Genomic DNA, 16,881 nt, shown 5'->3' on the forward strand with positions numbered 1-16,881 from the left:
ATGCATTCCGATCAGGATCAAGCGCATTTTTTATTTTATGGGGAAGATGGAATAGCTTTTTTACATCAAATAAAATTAGAAGGTAAATTCAATTCTATAAGCGAAATGTTATATAAACAAATCTTACGGAGTTGGTGTATTTTGAAAAAGACAATTTACAAGAAAATACATATTATTGGATCAGTCGGAAGTGGTAAAACAACTTTAGCAAAAGAAATATCATCGTTGTTAGGTATACCGTACTACGAATTAGACAATGTAGTTTGGATAAGGAATAAGTCCGGAGATATAAGAAGAACTGAACAAGAACGGGAAGAGTATCTTAACAGTATATTACAATCAGACAATTGGATAATTGAAGGTATACACAATGAAGATTGGGTAAGCAATTGTTTTCAAAGTGCAGATTTAATTATATTTTTAGATACAAATTATTTAGTCAGAACTTATAGAATTATAAAGAGGTTTTTAAAGCAAAAACTTCGAATAGAGAAGGCAAATTACAAACCAACTTTAGATATTTTCTTTAAAATGTTTAAATGGAATCGTCATTTCGAAGAAGTTGGTAAAGTTAATTTCTTTAATAAATATGTGGTACATAAAGATAAGATAAAAGTCATTAATAATGCAAAATGTATTAAGAAATACTTTAATTAAAATGTGTCATTGTTAATAAAATGGCGTGAGGTCTAGATTCTTTTTACATGTTCCCTCCATTCAAATCGAGTAAATTGAGCTGTACGAGAAGAATTTAAAAAATAAAAAAAACCACTGTGATTATTCTTCAGTGGCTTCGTTTTGTTTCTTTAATTCAAGAATTTTACGGTTTTTCTCTATTATTTCTTTATTCTCCTCTATTGTAACCTTGATGTTTTCAAGCATATCGTTATCTTCACTGCTAGTTTCAGAACTATTCTTTAGGTATTCATCTAAGTGGTTTGATTTATTAGTTTTAATAATCATTTAATTCACCTCTCATAATGACTATACTTTTATTATAAATGATAGTTAACAACACTTTATATTAAATTTATGTAACAATTTCAGAATTTTGGTTATTCTGCTTGTTTACTGGGTAAGGGCTTGCTGTTTTCATTGTTATGAATGTCAATGATAAGCGTTATTTTTGACACTTAATTATAAAAATTATTGAAATATTCAAAACGATAAGTTAGGATAGGAACATAAGTTCTAGTTTGGGAGGTTAATCATGGAATTACAATCATTCAATCAATCCTATCAAAATTTAATTAATGAGTATCAATTAGTGAAAACCAGCTAAAATTTACAGGACACCCACGTGAATGTGTAAAATTAGCCAGTTATAGCAGAACACCAATATTAGTAATAGTTGAAGGGAAACTTGTGACATATTTTGATTTACATCAGCAGGAAGGAGTAGCACCATATTCGAATAATAGTAATGCAATTTTAGTACGTGCTTTTTCAACAGAGGTAAATGAACAAGGGAAGGGCTATGCAAAGCAGGCATTGCAGTTACTACCCGCATATGTACAAGAGAATTTCCCTCATATTAACGAAATTGTACTTGCTGTTAATGTTGCAAACACTGTAGCACAAAACCTTTATAAGAAGTGTGGATTTACGGATTACGGTGTGCGACGTCAAGGCCCCAAGGGTGAATTAATTGTGATGAGTTTCTTATTCTAGTAATTTTATAAATCTGATACCATCCTTATGCAACAATTAGGCGCGATTCTTCAATAAGAAGATCGCGTTTTTGCGTTATAAAAGCTGCTTTAGGATAACACCTTCTTATTCTATACTACTGCAAAATGGTTATCAAAACGTCGTTTGGTAACATTAATTGTATTTGTATAGAATTATGTACTACTAGTTATTCCAAAAATAAATTTAAATTCATTACGATCTTTCTTTTCCAATTTTATACCTTCTTTTAAGTCAATTATTAAAACGTTTTTATTTATCCAAATTCTAATATAAATTGATTGGAAATGTATTGGTCCTTTGATACCTTTTTCTTCATATTCTGAACCATCTTCTAATTCCGTTTCAGTACGTATAAGCCAAGTGTTCCCTATGCCAAACTCAATAAATTTCATCACCTATGCCCCCTTGATATATAAGGAAAATTTACTTTAAATTATAATCCAATTTAGTCCCCAAAAAATCGTATTTGGAAAAGTATTTGTATGTAAGGTAGGAAACCCATTTAGGTCACGCCAACCCTAAAAGAGCGGTGTAGGGAGGAAGTCTTCCAAAAAGAAAAAGCCCTAAAACGTTGATATAACAACGTTTGCCGGGACTTGAAATAATGGTCTCGACAAGTCTCGAACTTGCGACCCCCACCTTGTCGAATTTATCCGGCTAAATATAACGAGTTAAATGAAATTCAATTAAGTTAAATAAGCCTGATTTAATAAGGTTTTTGGAACTAGGAAAATCAATTCAGTTAAATAAAATAAGCACAAAAAAATAATTCTGCGGACAAATTGCGGACAAAAGAGTAAACAAGTGGTTTGTATTACTCTTTTTTTGTTTTTCTGTATTATCTGTATTATAAATTTTGTCTATGAGGTAGGGGGTCTCTGTATAAGCTATTACTAATTTGAATTCAGACTGCTTTTTAATGAAAATCAATGTTCAAAAATAATCAGTTCTGTAAAATCATTAGTTTTCACCGCAAGGATATGACTACAATTTGCCCTTTGCGTTATTCAACAATCGGGCCATATTGTTGAATAACTACTATAAATATACGAGGTATATCTGTTAAAATTTAGGTTGTAATTGAAATGAAGTAATTATGCGTTAAGTGCAGTTAGCGTGAGGTGAATGACACTGAAAAATATTGTTGGGGACAGCGTTACGGGCAGATGCAGCGAATTTATATTTTCGGAAGTAGGGAAGAAAAATGATTGAGTTAAGAAAAATTACTCACGATAATTTTGAGGCAGTATTGAAGTTAAGCATAACAGACGAGCAGAAAGGGAATGTGGATTCCAGCATTTATTGTTTGGCTAAAGCCTATGTAAAAATACTTAACGACGAAAAACCGCCTATGATCTTCGCGATATGTAACAATGAGGAAGTTATAGGATATGTCGATATTGGGTTTTTCGAACTGGCGGAAAGTTCATTATTATGTGAAAAATATGGCGATAAATGTACTTATGGACTTAATCGCTTTATGATTGATAAAAAGCATCAAGGCAAAGGATTTGGAAAACAAGCAATAATAAAAGTTATAGAGCACATAAAGTCGTTCCCGCAAGGAAAAGCCGATGCAATTGCTACATCATACTGGATGGTAAACGAAGCCGTCCGGAATTTATTTGCTTCTGTTGGCTTTGTTGAAACAGGAGCGATATGGGACGGAGAAACCGGGGATAATTGGAATACAGAAAGAAAAGATATAGAGTATGCAGAAGTAGGTGCCAGACTCGGATTATAAAGCTAACGCTATGAATAGTGCATCATTGTACAGTATAAGACCAACGATTCTGGTGCAAACACTTTAAGAAAATATAAAAGAAGTGAATAATTTCTAGTGACACCTGGTCTTAACCAACTAATCCAAACAGTTGATGGATAAATTCCTTTTGATTATGAACAGACTTCTCTCGTTGGAGAGTCTGTCCTTTATTGATTATATGCATAGCCTCTATCCCAGCAATAATTTGTTTGGCAGTTCGTAAGGACTTTAATCCAAGCATCGGGCGAATTCGTTTTTTATAAAGCGATGATTCAGCTCTACGATATTGTTGAGATATTTAACTTGCCTTAGTTGGATGCCCTCGGGTAGTTGCTTTTCTTCTTATACTTCTTAGCAAAGATGAAAAATTTTCGAAAAACTTTTCAGGGGCGACAAGATATGAATTCCTACAATTAGACGTAATCTTGCTTCACCGAACGATAGCTTGAGTTGAATGACGATTTTCAACAAACGGGTACAGTACCTTCTTCAATAAAAAGATCGCGTTTTTTCGAAGAGCCATATTGTTGAATAACTTCTTTAGGGAAATTTAGATTATATTGTAGTTGAATGTATTTAAACTACTGTCACAGGTTAGCAAAAGAAGGATTATTAAACAGCGGTAAAGAAACTTTATACTGACCATAAATATTAAAGGAGTAAGTAAAATGAAAAATCTTTTATTAGAGTCACACTGTGTATTTCCGACATTGGATATAATAAAAACTGCTGAATTTTATGAACAGAAAATGGGATTTAAAGCCGTGCGATATTTGAAAGCAACTGAACCCCATATATGTTTGTATCGTGATACCACTGAAATTATCTTAACTAAAACTAACGGACAAAAAGTAATTCCCAATAGGGACTTATATGGCTATGGGTACGATGCTTACTTTATTACAAAAAATCAAGAGGATCTTCAAAAAGAGTTTATTAATTCTAATGTGAAGTTAGTGCGTTTATTAAATAACACAGATTACAACAATAAAGAATTTGTAATTGAAGATATAGATGGAAGATGGATAGCATTTGGCATTAAAGTAAGTTAAAGCTTATGAAGCGTGATTCTTCAATAAACGGGCGCTATTGTTTAATAAACCTTAGAATTTTAAATAACTTTATTGTTATATTATTGAGTAGAGTGAAGTATCGTATATAGAAAATTAAACAACTATATTTAACCCCGTCCCAAATTTAGAACGGGGTTATTGCTTGTTGTTTGGCTTTTTAAATTAAATAACTTTAATGATAGGTCTACCTATTTGATTTTAAAACACTTTCAACTATCCCGTTCTCAAATTCTTCAATTTTATTGTCTCGAAAAGAAAAAAATTGAATATAAAAAAAGCATGCTTTGTTCATTTTTTCAAGACATGCTTTTTCGTTTTGCACTTTTATCAAGGTTTAATAAGTTACAGATCTAGCTCTAAAGGTAAAAAAGCATATTCTCCGTCCTTAAAAATCTCACATTTACGAACTTGAATAGGATATTTAAAAATGGGCCCATCTAGTACTGTGGTATGGAACTCTCCACCTTCTCCGCAGGGATCAATACCACGAGCTTCAAGCTCCTTCACGTATTCATGAGTTAACGTTCGCCCTAAATCGTCCTCTCGCATTCCAAGTGATAAATTTACAGTTACAATAATCGTTACAAATCCTAAATTTATGAACTCTTCGACAGCTTCATGATGGTTCATTTCCCATAAGGGCATTCCAAGCTTTAATCCAGCATACTTCGTAACCTTTTCATGCCAACAGCCATGTGCAGGCATATCTAGATCTCCAGTTACTAACACTTCTGATCCTTGATTTTTAGCCTTTTCTAAAAGACGTATAAATACTTTCTCATAATCTCTCCAACTTGCAGCTGCAGTATATACGGGCAAACCTATAGATCTAGCTTGGGCGTGAATGAGTTCCGGAGGCATTCCATGAGATCTAGAACGTTTTCCTTCTTCCTCCAGCATGACGATCAGTCCAACCGCTTCTCCAACCATCATTGCTTTATATAAAGCTAAGGCACTATCCTTTCCTCCGCTAAAAGAAGCTATAAATTTTTGCCCGTGAGCACTATTTTTCCAATCCATTAATTCGGCCATTTATAATTTTCCCCTGTAATTTACTGACTTATTCACAATTCGTGTTATTAGCCAATATCATATTTCATATATGAGTTTCATAACTCTAATTGTTTGTTTAATTTTATCACGATTGGACCTTACAGATAGCCTATTATTGCATCCTGATAGAAAAAAATTGAAATTGTAATGATGAATAAAAGAGAAAATCATCTCATAAAACTACTTCATTCGACAGAGAATTGATATGTCATAGCACTAAAAGAGGATCTTCCGGTATTCAATAAGAAGATCGCGTTTTTCCTTATAGGGCCAGATTGCTGAGTAACAGTTTAATAAATCTGGATTTATGTTAACATTTAGGCAAATTTGTGAAAAAAATTATTTAAACTAATAGGGTAGGGAATGAACAAGAAAATATCGTTAAAATGAAACTTCAAACAAATAGGAGGATAATTATGATTGATGATAATAAACTGAACCAATTTACATTAGTTGATGTTATTGAAAGGAAAATACATTTTACAAATACAAATACTATATACGATAAAACAGAGTTTAAGGATATAAAATGAAGGTGAATTGCTGGCTTATAATGAAATATTGGCGGATCTCAAAGGAATGAAAGAAAGTGAATTTAGTACTTAAATATAATAAATAAATTTTCCGTACAGTTTGAAAACGAAGAATTTACAGATAAAAGAGAACTAGAAAAAATGTCTGGATATAATAATGCAATTATATCTATCTTAAAGTGTGTAAACCCGATTTATGAGTATGATTTAGAAGAATAGTTATTGGATAATCGAAATAGATAAGAAAGAAGTAAAAGGACCACTTAAGCTAAAAGAGCTAGAGAATGATACGAGCCATTTAGGAATTAACATTGTATTTACACCAATCAATAAATTAAAAAGGGAACCATAGTTAAATATTATTAATGAGAATAATTTGATACATTTCAAAAACGCCCCTATAAACCGTTTTTTTTGTGCATTTTACTTCTTCAACAATTGGGCCATATTGTGGAGCAACATTTTTTCTTGGGGGAGTCTTAGAGAAGATACAAATTTATACCGATAAAAGAATAGCTATACAAGTTTTTATGCAAATTAAAGATCATGCCCAGCAAGTATAAAAGCTGCTTTAGTAACGTTTCATTGACTTGCATAAATCAGGTATAATTAATGTTTCAAAAGAAAAGCGATAAACGTTATTAAATCAACGTTTCCCGCATTTTGGTGTATTCCCAAACTTGGGTTTGGGTACGTTTATTAGGTTTATTTTTATACTTTATAAATCCTTGTTAGTTAAAGAAGGATTTATTCATTTTTCAGCATCTCCCAATTTTAGCCAACTCTCGAATAAGGAATCATCTTTTAATTCTAAATAAAATTTCATGAACCTTACGAATTCATCTGTATCTACTTCTTTATACTTATAAAGAGTAAAATATCTGCTTAAAAAATCCTCTGCTGTTTGTTTTCCACCGTGTTGATTGAAAATCTTGGCTAAGTTCGTAGAGGATTGACCATAGATATAATTACTTTGTGGACTTTTCAGATACTCGTGTAATGGTAAATTGGAAGGCAACGGTTCCATTTTGTCTGAATGGTCTAAATAACTGAATTCTTTCTCATTATGCATTAGAAATAAATGAGTTGCAATCTGTGCTATTCCCTCATCTAACCACGCATCGGTGTATGGATCATTGCTTATTATTCCATAAAACCATTGATGAGCAATTTCATGAACTACAATGTTTTTTATTGCTTCGTTTGTAACAGAACGCCCATTGATGGAGCTAGCTGTTACTACTCCTGGATACTCCATTCCTGGCCCATCTAAAATAATATCTAACTGTTTGTGGGGATATGGCCCAATAATACTTTGGAAGTAATTAAAAGACTCGACAGCTGTCTCTGCTACTTTATCTAAAAACTCCTCTGATTCGTCCTTTCCAAATACTCTTATATTGACGTTCTGAGATTTTTTTTGGATGACTTGTGGGTCTTTTAATAGAGCAACAAATATTTCTTTAACATTTTCAATTCGAAATAAATTATTGCTTAAATTTAGTAATTTATCTTCGTCACTGGTTATAACAAGAGTGTATTCTTTAGGAATATCAACTGTTAGATTAAAGTTACTAAAAGTTGTGTGATACGACTCCCCTTTGAAAGTATAATCTAGTTTATTCCATCCTTTTTGATAGGTAGGGACCATTGGATACCATTGAGCAAGATGATAATTACTATCTATTTTTTCGAATCTAAACCCGTCGATTGGTAAGGTGAAGTGATATTTCATTTGGAAATTAATACTTTCATTTGGAGAAACCGATGTTTTTAAAGGAATGTTAATTGTGTCTTTCTCAAGTGAGTATGATGCATCTTGATTTTCAATTTTAACTGACTCAATTCTAACTTCAGAGGGGGTATTCAATTGAGGAGAATTTTCGGATGTAAACATATTAGGAATAAAATAAAGTTTTAACTCGTCCCATTTTTCATTTGAAACATTGAGAATATTTATAGATATATCTGCACTAAAAAGTCCGTTGTTATCCATACTTAATTTCATATCATAATTACTTTGACTTCCAGCGGGTTCTTCATGGGGATTAAAAACTACTTCTGAACAACCTATTAATAGGAATATAATTAGAACCCAAAGAGAAAATATTTTCTTCAAAATATGTTACCCCTTTCCTATATCGAATATTAAGAACTCAATTTCCTATTACTATTATATTCCATATGTACAATAGAGATTACTTATTGAACTCACCTGCACCGTTAGTTGAAAAAAAATGCACCGAAAGCTTCCTTTGGTACATTTCATAGAGATTCTATTTATATGAAACCTCCATTCAAAACAAGTGAATTGAACAGTCCTCTTTAAAATGATTTCTCACAGCGTCTCAGAACGTTATTTCTAATAAAAACAGCGACAAGCACTGTTAAATCAGTTTTTGTCGCTGTTTGAAATATTACCAAGCTTTGATTTGGGAACATTATTAAGATTCATGTTGCATAAATATTTAATGAAAATAGAGACTCTTGTTCAAGCATTTTAGTGGTTGTGTTCCCATACATCGTAGTCAACTACTTTTAGTTTTTCTATTTCGTGAATACGTGTTAACTCTTCTTTATGTAATTCAACATCTTTCCCCATATATCCGACGCGCATATATTCAAAACATATACCATCCTTATCCATTTTCTGTATGATGTCGAGAAGTTTATTGAGTTCATTTTCTTTATTTGTTTGAGTTAAAGAGTATGGAATATCTATATAAACAGTCCAGCAAGTATGTTGTAAATGTTCAAACACATCTTTATTTTTAGGGAGTGGTTCATAAAAAGTAACGTTCGTTGAAATGGTAGAGGCAAATGGAATATAAGGTTTAATGATAGATTCGCCATAAATAGACCAGTATTCGTAACCATAACCATCATCAAATGTCCCATCGCTAGAACGTTCAACATAAAAAGTAATATCAGTCGTAGCAGCTGTAGCATATGTGTAATAGTTATTTCCGTGCATCCAATCAAAGCGTACGTTTCCAAGTTCAAATTCATCTAAATAACGTTGTTCTAAATAAGTAACCATTTCTCTTTTCATTTCAGCGTGCTTCCACGGTAGACCGTACTCCGCATAGAGCATCAACAAAGCACCTCCACCGAATATAAGAAGTCCTGAACCTATAAAGATTCGTACAAACCAATTCATCAATTTCCTCCTATCTTTTAGAAAACTGATATAGCATTTTCATAACCCCCTATTCAATTGAATAGGGGGTGTTGGTTACCAAAGTGTCATTTGGGAACGTTTATTGATGTAATTATTTTGTTTGCATTATCTAGTCAATACAATAACTTCAGAATTGTCATTCCAATCTATTTTTGCTTCTATCGTTTGTTCTTCTTTAGTAAATTTTTCACACATTACATCTGCATTAATTGGAGGCCCTGTACATTCAGTACCTCCAGACGAAATATTCTTATCTTGATGATTAAATCGTTCTTCTTTGCTTGTTAAATCTAGCCATTCACTTTTTAAGTTATAATCAAATATTTCTGGTGCAGGTTCTTCTCCAATATATTCAAATGAAAAATCAGCCAATGTTCTTTCTTCGCGTATTTCAGTGTCGTACGTCACAATCCAATTATCACTCGATCCATAAAAGTTATATTCTTTTTGTGAACAGGCACTTAGAGTTAACAAGGTAAAAACAGATAGAACACTTAAAATAACATTTAATTTCATTGTTACGCCTCCTAAACAAGCAATATATATCCTAATATTGACATTTATAAATGGTTTTATATAGTTGCTGTTTGAATGAGTTATTTTAATAGTTGGCAATAAAAAAAGTTACCAAAGCGACGTATGGTAACATAATTACAGTCTATTCCTATACCCAAAATCGTATTTGGGAACTTCTCTGTATGTAAGGTGGGAAACCACACAGGGAGTTTTGTATGAGAAAGATACAATCTGAACATACTAGAATTAAGATTACTAGTTTTAATTTAATGGGAGAGTGAAAGATAATGTTATTATCCGAAGCGTGGAAAAAATACCAATAAGATAAAAAAATTGAGGGATATTCAATACTTATATTAAAAACATATTGTTTTCAATACAACCTTTTATTGCGGTTTTTTGGTGATATTGATATGAATGGATTTAGTACAGAAAAATTAAAGGAATACTTACTAAAGTCAGGAAATCACTTAAAGCCTTCTAGTTTAGGGCATAGGATTCGTTGTGTAAAATCACTATTTAGATAGTCACATGAAGAGGGATATATTCTAAAAAATCCTGCAGCTAAATTAAAAGAGCCGAAATTAGGTAAAAGAATTCCTAAATTTCAGTCAGAATTAGAGATTGAACATCTAAGAGAAGCTTGCCAAACAACGATGGAAAAGGCGCTATTTGAGTTCCTATATTCAACCGGCTGTCGTATTGGGGAGGTAGTGAAATTAAATCGTCATGATATTGATTTTCGAACAAATTCAGTCATTGTACAAGGGAAAGGCGATAAAGAAAGAGAAGTATACTTTAATACTCGCTGCTCCTTTTGGTTAAAAAGATATTTAGACGAACGAGATGATGAAGATCCTTGTTTGTTTATTACGGACAGAAAACCTAAAAGGCGGATGAGCATTGATAATTTGAGATATATTATTAAGCGCGTATCAAATCGGGCTGGAATAAAAAAGTGTATACATCCGCATCAGTTACGACATAGCTATGCAACACATGTGATTAATAATGGTGCGCCAATCGATGTCATCCAAAGTTTACTGGGACATGAAAAGAGTGAGACAACAAAGATATATGCTCAGTTAAGCGGAAAAATAAGACAGGATTATGACAGTAAATACTTTTGAAAATGAACTATAAGCAATTTTAGACACGCAATGTATAAAATTGCGTGTCCTTCTGTTAGAGGGCCATTTAATTGAATAACGTCTTTAAAGAAAAACTTTACTGAATACTCCGGAAAGTTTTTTACCTATATTTGAGATAAGAGTCTAATAATTAGGAGGTGTTGTGTTTTGATGAGAACTTTTAAAAAAATTATATTTTTTTCAGTATTTGCTTTGTTGCTATCTTCTTGTAGTAACTCCATATCTCTTAAAGGGTGTCCTGATGCAATAATTGAATGGGTAGATATGCTGATGATTGATGATATTAAATACGAGCGTCATTATCCAGAGCTAGCAAATGGAAATCTCCATATAACGATTGAAAAAGGTAAAGAACTTGGTAAAGTGACATATGAGATGGCCGACAGTGCATGTAGCAATCACAAGATGCAAAATGGTGATGCGGCATATTTAAAAGAAGGAACAATCATTTATGAAATAAAAGGATATCCAACTTCCTTAATAGTTGCTGCAAATGATGTTGTATATGTAGCCAACACAAATAAAAAGGCAAAAACTGCAGGAGAACTTTATCCTATGGATAGGTTGGTGAAGAATATCTATATTCAAAGCACCGAAGATGGCAAGAGAATGCATACATTCTCACAGTCTTCTAAGGATAAGTTCCTTACTGCATTTTATGAATTAAAATTAGAAAATGTACAGTCATTAATAGATATAGGTAAGCTAGAAGGTACTCGTCTATTTTTAGAGATTGAACTTAATAACGGCGTTTCATTTAGGCTACTTTATTGGAGTGATTCCAATACATTTCATAGTGGAGCAATTGGAAACGATAAAATAAAGGAAGTTATTAACGTTGAAGTACCAAATCTAAATAAATAATAACTGTAAATCTAAACATGTTAAGCTAACGGGTGGTTTAGTTTAACAAGACATGCTAATTAGAATATATATGGGAATACTGTTAAGATATTTTATAAGTGATTGAAAACAAGGCGAGGTAGTTATCGAGATTCGAGCGTGATTTTGTGTATAAGGAAGAGCTTTTGCTTGAATTACAATAAGAGTCAATGGCGGGATTGATTTTGAATAAAAGTAAATTAGGTGCAATTTTAGGTGTTTTATCTATAGTTCCTGTGATAGTAAGTATTATTTTTTCTATACAGAAAGAGGACCGAATGCTGATATTTACCTTTTTATTACTATTTTCGGTATTTTATCTATTATAGGTATTATACTTGCTGGTAAATCTTCATGGATTTCTAAAGGACGCATAAGCAAATTGTTAATCGGAATTGTTGGGATAATTGCAAATCTAGCGGTTTTAGTTTTTGCTTTTCTATTATTAGCCATGGGAATCGGCGAAGCCTAATTATTATAAATCGGCATTTTTTCCATTATATGGTCATATTGTTAAATGACATTCTTGTACATTACAACGACTGGATGATGTAGAGGTTAATGATGTCCCTGGACCATTAACCAAGGAAATTCCAATTGGTTGTCCTATTAAGTAAATAATCTTATGCTGCCATGGTAGCATTGTCATCAACCCTTTCAGTGACTGCCAAATTAAAAAAGCTTCTATCTTTTAGTACTTAGAATATAAGATAGAGGCTTTTTTGAAATTCTAGATTATTTTCTGGATGGTTCGGCTTTCATAGGCGAACATCGAAAAAAAATAATGATGTTGTATTTCCATTATCTAAAATTACAGCAAGATGTGGAAAGTCTACATACTCTTTTGATGTTATCTTAAATTAACAGTAATAAAAAATAGTTGGATGGAGGCAAATAAGTAAAAATTAACACTCTGAATCAATTGGATGTTTTTTTATTGGTACGTAAAGATGATAGGAAGAATCAAGCTGATGAACATCTTCAAAAACTTGGATCATTTCAATGCTGGATTCCGCTGCTTCCTGTTTGGAAATCTTTAAAAACCTAGCAAAGTCAGTAGTAAGAACGTCCCCTATGTCGAGGATGTCACCAAAATATTTAAATTTAGCACAAAATATGGTAGGTATATCATCTGTAAAATAATAAGGTTTATTAATCTGGATATCGTATGGAATCCCGAATAAAACATTAAATTGTGTTGAGTTCGGCTGACAATTTGAGTAAATGACATAGCATGGACCATTAATAGATTGATTAATACTATCTAATAGCATTTTCGAATGCGATCGAATTTTCACCTTGTAATTTTCAGTTGCTAAATCAACTGAAAATGCAATCCCGCAAATTCGCATTTCATCGAATTCAGTTAAGGTGAAATCGGTGACTATATCACCATTTATGTTTTTAATCGGTTTCTTTATAACGAAAGGAATAGGCGATTCATTCATTGTCGACAAATTTTCTTTCAATTTGCTAGGAACTATCCCATATTGTCTTTTGAAGGCACGAGTGAAAGACGATGGAGTTCCGAAGTTAAGCCGATATGCAATTTCTGTTAGGGATACTTTTTCGTTTTGAATAAGTTTAATGGACTTATTTAATCTTCTAGAAAGTAAGTAATTATTAAATGAGTAACTAGTCATTGCGGAAAAAAGTCTATGAAAATAGAATTTCGAAATATTGAAGTGATTTGATACAGACTCTAATGATAAAGATTCTTCTATATTATCTTCAAAGTAGACTAATGCATTTTTGATTAAATCATAATGATCCACGATATCACTTCTTTCTTTTTTCATATCAGTTAGTAAACTATATGAATTTTTAAAAAAATAATTCGTTTTAACAAGGAGGATTATGAATGGTAAAAAAATTTAACAAGAAGGAAAATGAATTGAGTATAGCAGGAAGGAATTTTAAAAAAGTTGCAGGATTATTTGCAATTTTGGCAGGAGCTTTATACACAGTGATTCAATTCATCCATCCACCTGAAATTTTAACATCTGTTTCTTCAAGTTCCTGGCAGATCGTTGCCTGTTTAAGCATTCTAATGTCTTTATCCTTTATAATAGGGAATATTGGAGTTTACATGAAGCAAGTTGAAGTAGTAGGATGGAGTGGTTTGATAGGATTTATCATTTTTAATTTGTTTTGGTTAATTTCAATGACTTTTAGTTTCATTGAAGCATTTGTTTATCCGCTGCTTATAAATGAAGCACCTAAGTTTGTAGAGGGTATGTTAGGACTCTTTGGGGAGAATAGATCGGAGATTAATTTGGGGGTTTTTACGATATTGGCCCCTATAGCTGGAATATTATATATGCTTGGTGGCTTACTCCTAGGAATTGCAATGTATCGTGCTAAAGTATTTCCACGCTTCACGGGTATATTACTTTCATTTGCTGCTGTCGTTACTTTAGCTACTGCAATCATTCCTCACCCTTATGATCGAATATTAGCATTACCGATGGGGGCAGTTTTCGTTTGGCTAGGGTATATACTTTGGTTTGACACAAACAGCATATTGAAAACAAATAAAATATAAGTGTTTCCTCATACTGTCGGCACATTCGTTGTTCAACTAACGGGCGTGATTCTTCAATAAGAAGAACGCGTTTTTCCGTTATAGGGCCATATTGTTGAATAACACTTTTGAAGATAAAAAATGTTATTCAATTTGATGCAAATTTATGAACAAGCTCTGCAAGTATAAACGCTGCTACTTCAACAATTTATACCAAATGTATATTAAACTGTATAATCGATCGTTCAAGCGCAAAGGTACAAATGTTGATTTAACAACATTCGTGCCTTTGTGGTGTATGCCCAAACTTTGATTTGGGAATGTTATTTGAATAGATTTTGTATAAATTTAATATTGAGTATTACTGTTATTTGATAAATGCTTCACCTGTGGAGATTATCCCACTATACATAGCTTTCCAACCATCATTACTCTTTTCAGCTCGATATAATTTTAGGGTACCTTTATACAAATGTCCTTCAACTTTTTTCGTGAACTCGATGAACTCTTGTTTTTGTACTTCATAGAAATCGCTATAAAGTAATTCAGTTTTATAAATAGGTAATCCAGAAGGTGTGCGTAGATATTCCTCCGTAGTTAAGTAGGAAACTCCTTTAGAATCTGTAACTGTTAGAGGTTGAAACTCTGTAGAGCTTGCTCTTTTTGAGCTGTTTAAAGAATTAGAAATAGTCGTATCTTGATCTTCTTTTAACTCTCTTTCCTGTGTGACTGCATAAGAATTATTCGTATATGAAAAAATACCACAAACCAATCCTGCTAATAATAAAAATATACTAAATTTCTTTTTCATTGCATCACCTTTCCAATAAATGTATATATCTATAATACACTTAAAATCACCGAATATTCAATTAATAATAAGTCGCATAGTTAAAAAACATCGACGTTTGGTAACCTAATTGAAGTAAAAAGCAGCCAAGAATGTGTAGTAGTCTAGCTGCTGAATCGAACGTTCCCAAGCTTTTATTCGGGAACACTATTTTGAATGTGTTTGTATAACTTAAACTAAAGCATTCCATTAGTTTGAAATTATTGTATATTATCTTTTGGTTCATGACACCCCTTGCACCGTTCATTAGGGAAGAAGCAGGGGATACCATTGTCCGAAGGTAACTTTGGGATTACAAGAAAAGACCAAATTTGATCAGCTGCAGAAATAAGGTTGAACAAGGGGAAAATTAGAAACCACAACCCCCAGGACCTCGTACCATGAAGAATTCTGACTATGAGAAAGGAGATTAAAATGAGTAGTAAATCATTCTCTATACTTAATAATAGCAAGTAACTTCTTCCTATCGGGATGTTGGAGTCAGAACGAGTTAAATGAACTGGCAAGACCATTTAGAACATTTAAAGAATTCTAACGACTGGCCACAATGCTATCAGAGAAAGGATTGAAGTGGTTCTGGTCCCAGCATGGCATATACGTCCATTTTCTTTAATCGTTCAGTTTAGTAAAAAAGTGTTCATTACCTACCCATGAAGCTCATCTCAAGAAAATGAAACATTACTTATTACAAAAGCCCTTTCTAAACAAAAGCGTCTAGAAAGGTCTAGGTTGATGAAAGAAGAGGGAAAATAGTCAATTGGTATACCTACATCATAATGCCCCTAAAATAACGTTTTTATTTCGCGAATACGAAATTTAGGTATAAGTTTGTAAAAATAAAGAGACCAAAAAAATGAGCTCTTGTTGGACTTATCCTCTTAACAAAACTGTCAGCATTCCGTGAATTGTGTTAAGGTTTGTACATTTTTCAACAGACTAAGTTCAATTTCGTCTGATTAGGTAAACTAGTCTATTTAGAGTTGGGTTTTATGTGAAAAGAAGTGGTAGGATGCCTGGGGAAATAAGGAAGAAAATAGAAGATTTTGCGCGTGAAAAGTGGGTTCCTGAAGGAGCTGATTCAGCGCAGCGTGTGTAATGTATCAGCTCCTATAAAATTAAAACATGCTCCCATAAACCTAGCCTTCCCTTTGCTGGAATAAATTCATCCAGCATCTGCATATCCTCAACTACCCAAGCATAACCTCCCACTTTAAAGTTACCCATAAAATAGTCATTTCCTGATACGATTCGACCATCCTCCAGAATGGCCCATGTTTCATTGTTTTCAGTTACTTTCAAACAATCTACAAGTTTGCATACAGCAATGATTTGGCCAGTTGGAAGATTCTCTGGTGTGTATCCGTGTTTACCAAGCAACGATTTTATGGCTATATGGTTAGAGACGTCTTTATCTATTTTTTTACTTGTGTGAATGGCAAGTGGCCCCCGATAATTCGTTCTCCATGACCTAGTTTCATATGTTGCCTCTTTAAGGACAAAAAGGATTGCCCACGGCTGGATCATTGATAAAACCTTCATTCTGACAGCCTCCAACCTTTAGAAGTTTATGTTGATTATAGAGTGTCCCTTTAAAGGAATATTATGAGCAAAAGGCAGAATTATCAGTTCACGGAGATTCAATTTATGAGGCATGAGTCATG

General features: G+C 32.7%; 15 protein-coding genes and 2 pseudogenes. 7 read left to right on the forward strand and 10 right to left on the reverse strand.

Annotated features, from left to right (window positions below; translation table 11 throughout):
• The first annotated feature begins 141 nt into the window (after positions 1-141).
• Complete coding sequence (locus ABS917_RS11710) at positions 142-657, forward strand: P-loop NTPase family protein (RefSeq protein ID WP_350479145.1); 516 nt, start codon at positions 142-144, stop codon at positions 655-657.
• A gap of 120 nt (positions 658-777) precedes the next feature.
• Here the strand turns inward: ABS917_RS11710 and ABS917_RS11715 are convergent, their stop codons facing one another.
• The gene (locus ABS917_RS11715) at positions 778-963 is read right to left on the reverse strand and encodes a hypothetical protein (protein WP_350479146.1); all 186 of its coding nucleotides are present in this window, start codon (positions 961-963) and stop codon (positions 778-780) included.
• A 402-nt stretch (positions 964-1,365) separates the two neighbouring features.
• Between ABS917_RS11715 and ABS917_RS11720 the strand changes: the two genes are divergently transcribed.
• Positions 1,366-1,671: a GNAT family N-acetyltransferase gene (locus ABS917_RS11720; RefSeq protein WP_483316063.1), complete on the forward strand. Its 306-nt coding sequence runs from the start codon at positions 1,366-1,368 to the stop codon at positions 1,669-1,671.
• A 173-nt stretch (positions 1,672-1,844) separates the two neighbouring features.
• Here the strand turns inward: ABS917_RS11720 and ABS917_RS11725 are convergent, their stop codons facing one another.
• On the reverse strand, positions 1,845-2,084 hold the full coding sequence (locus tag ABS917_RS11725) for a DUF3977 family protein (RefSeq protein WP_350479147.1): 240 nt from the start codon (positions 2,082-2,084) through the stop codon (positions 1,845-1,847).
• Between the two features lie 812 nt (positions 2,085-2,896).
• Here ABS917_RS11725 and ABS917_RS11730 point away from each other — a divergent pair.
• Positions 2,897-3,436 carry a GNAT family N-acetyltransferase gene (locus tag ABS917_RS11730; protein ID WP_350479148.1) on the forward strand — a complete coding sequence of 180 codons (540 nt, stop codon included), beginning with the start codon at positions 2,897-2,899 and terminating at the stop codon, positions 3,434-3,436.
• Positions 3,437-3,545: 109 nt separating this feature from the next.
• On the opposite strand, the pseudogene ABS917_RS11735 reads toward ABS917_RS11730, so the two are convergent.
• Positions 3,546-3,799, reverse strand: a pseudogene (locus ABS917_RS11735) (DDE-type integrase/transposase/recombinase); the annotation flags it as partial.
• A 326-nt stretch (positions 3,800-4,125) separates the two neighbouring features.
• Here ABS917_RS11735 and ABS917_RS11740 point away from each other — a divergent pair.
• Positions 4,126-4,509: a VOC family protein gene (locus ABS917_RS11740; RefSeq protein WP_350479149.1), complete on the forward strand. Its 384-nt coding sequence runs from the start codon at positions 4,126-4,128 to the stop codon at positions 4,507-4,509.
• Positions 4,510-4,872: 363 nt separating this feature from the next.
• On the opposite strand, the gene ABS917_RS11745 is transcribed toward ABS917_RS11740, so the two are convergent.
• The 4 genes from ABS917_RS11745 to ABS917_RS11760 all read right to left on the reverse strand — a co-directional run bounded on the left by ABS917_RS11745 (position 4,873) and on the right by ABS917_RS11760 (position 9,813).
• Positions 4,873-5,562, reverse strand: coding sequence for a Dph6-related ATP pyrophosphatase (locus ABS917_RS11745; protein WP_350479150.1), 690 nt, complete (start codon positions 5,560-5,562; stop codon positions 4,873-4,875).
• A 1,305-nt stretch (positions 5,563-6,867) separates the two neighbouring features.
• Positions 6,868-8,235: a M1 family metallopeptidase gene (locus tag ABS917_RS11750; RefSeq protein WP_350479151.1), complete on the reverse strand. Its 1,368-nt coding sequence runs from the start codon at positions 8,233-8,235 to the stop codon at positions 6,868-6,870.
• Between the two features lie 381 nt (positions 8,236-8,616).
• Positions 8,617-9,276 (reverse strand): hypothetical protein, encoded by a 660-nt coding sequence (locus ABS917_RS11755; protein ID WP_350479152.1) that lies wholly within the window; start codon positions 9,274-9,276, stop codon positions 8,617-8,619.
• 126 nt (positions 9,277-9,402) lie between these two features.
• Positions 9,403-9,813 carry a hypothetical protein gene (locus ABS917_RS11760; RefSeq protein ID WP_350479153.1) on the reverse strand — a complete coding sequence of 137 codons (411 nt, stop codon included), beginning with the start codon at positions 9,811-9,813 and terminating at the stop codon, positions 9,403-9,405.
• Positions 9,814-10,145: 332 nt separating this feature from the next.
• On the opposite strand from ABS917_RS11760, the pseudogene ABS917_RS11765 reads away from it, so the two are divergent.
• Positions 10,146-10,943: pseudogene (locus ABS917_RS11765) on the forward strand (tyrosine-type recombinase/integrase).
• A gap of 171 nt (positions 10,944-11,114) precedes the next feature.
• A complete protein-coding gene (locus ABS917_RS11770; RefSeq protein WP_350479259.1) occupies positions 11,115-11,828 on the forward strand; it encodes a hypothetical protein in 714 nt (237 codons plus the stop codon).
• A gap of 923 nt (positions 11,829-12,751) precedes the next feature.
• Here the strand turns inward: ABS917_RS11770 and ABS917_RS11775 are convergent.
• The gene (locus ABS917_RS11775; RefSeq protein ID WP_350479154.1) at positions 12,752-13,621 is read right to left on the reverse strand and encodes a helix-turn-helix transcriptional regulator; all 870 of its coding nucleotides are present in this window, start codon (positions 13,619-13,621) and stop codon (positions 12,752-12,754) included.
• A gap of 86 nt (positions 13,622-13,707) precedes the next feature.
• Between ABS917_RS11775 and ABS917_RS11780 the strand changes: the two genes are divergently transcribed.
• Positions 13,708-14,391 (forward strand): hypothetical protein, encoded by a 684-nt coding sequence (locus ABS917_RS11780; protein ID WP_350479155.1) that lies wholly within the window; start codon positions 13,708-13,710, stop codon positions 14,389-14,391.
• Positions 14,392-14,737: 346 nt separating this feature from the next.
• Here ABS917_RS11780 and ABS917_RS11785 read toward each other — a convergent pair whose 3' ends face one another.
• A complete protein-coding gene (locus ABS917_RS11785) occupies positions 14,738-15,181 on the reverse strand; it encodes a hypothetical protein (RefSeq protein ID WP_350479156.1) in 444 nt (147 codons plus the stop codon).
• A 1,146-nt stretch (positions 15,182-16,327) separates the two neighbouring features.
• A complete protein-coding gene (locus ABS917_RS11790; RefSeq protein ID WP_350479157.1) occupies positions 16,328-16,759 on the reverse strand; it encodes an ASCH domain-containing protein in 432 nt (143 codons plus the stop codon).
• Positions 16,760-16,881: the final 122 nt, after the last annotated feature.

Origin of the sequence: Solibacillus sp. (assembly GCF_040273735.1) — a bacterium.
Classification (GTDB): domain Bacteria; phylum Bacillota; class Bacilli; order Bacillales_A; family Planococcaceae; genus Solibacillus.

Coding starts and splice junctions, on each gene's coding strand:
- ABS917_RS11715 (WP_350479146.1), bottom strand. CDS start 963: ATGATTATTAAAACTAATAAATCAAACCACTTAGATGAATACCTAAAG.
- ABS917_RS11725 (WP_350479147.1), bottom strand. CDS start 2,084: ATGAAATTTATTGAGTTTGGCATAGGGAACACTTGGCTTATACGTACT.
- ABS917_RS11730 (WP_350479148.1), top strand. CDS start 2,897: ATGATTGAGTTAAGAAAAATTACTCACGATAATTTTGAGGCAGTATTG.
- ABS917_RS11740 (WP_350479149.1), top strand. CDS start 4,126: ATGAAAAATCTTTTATTAGAGTCACACTGTGTATTTCCGACATTGGAT.
- ABS917_RS11745 (WP_350479150.1), bottom strand. CDS start 5,562: ATGGCCGAATTAATGGATTGGAAAAATAGTGCTCACGGGCAAAAATTT.
- ABS917_RS11755 (WP_350479152.1), bottom strand. CDS start 9,276: ATGAATTGGTTTGTACGAATCTTTATAGGTTCAGGACTTCTTATATTC.
- ABS917_RS11760 (WP_350479153.1), bottom strand. CDS start 9,813: ATGAAATTAAATGTTATTTTAAGTGTTCTATCTGTTTTTACCTTGTTA.
- ABS917_RS11770 (WP_350479259.1), top strand. CDS start 11,115: ATGAGAACTTTTAAAAAAATTATATTTTTTTCAGTATTTGCTTTGTTG.
- ABS917_RS11780 (WP_350479155.1), top strand. CDS start 13,708: ATGGTAAAAAAATTTAACAAGAAGGAAAATGAATTGAGTATAGCAGGA.
- ABS917_RS11785 (WP_350479156.1), bottom strand. CDS start 15,181: ATGAAAAAGAAATTTAGTATATTTTTATTATTAGCAGGATTGGTTTGT.
- ABS917_RS11790 (WP_350479157.1), bottom strand. CDS start 16,759: ATGAAGGTTTTATCAATGATCCAGCCGTGGGCAATCCTTTTTGTCCTT.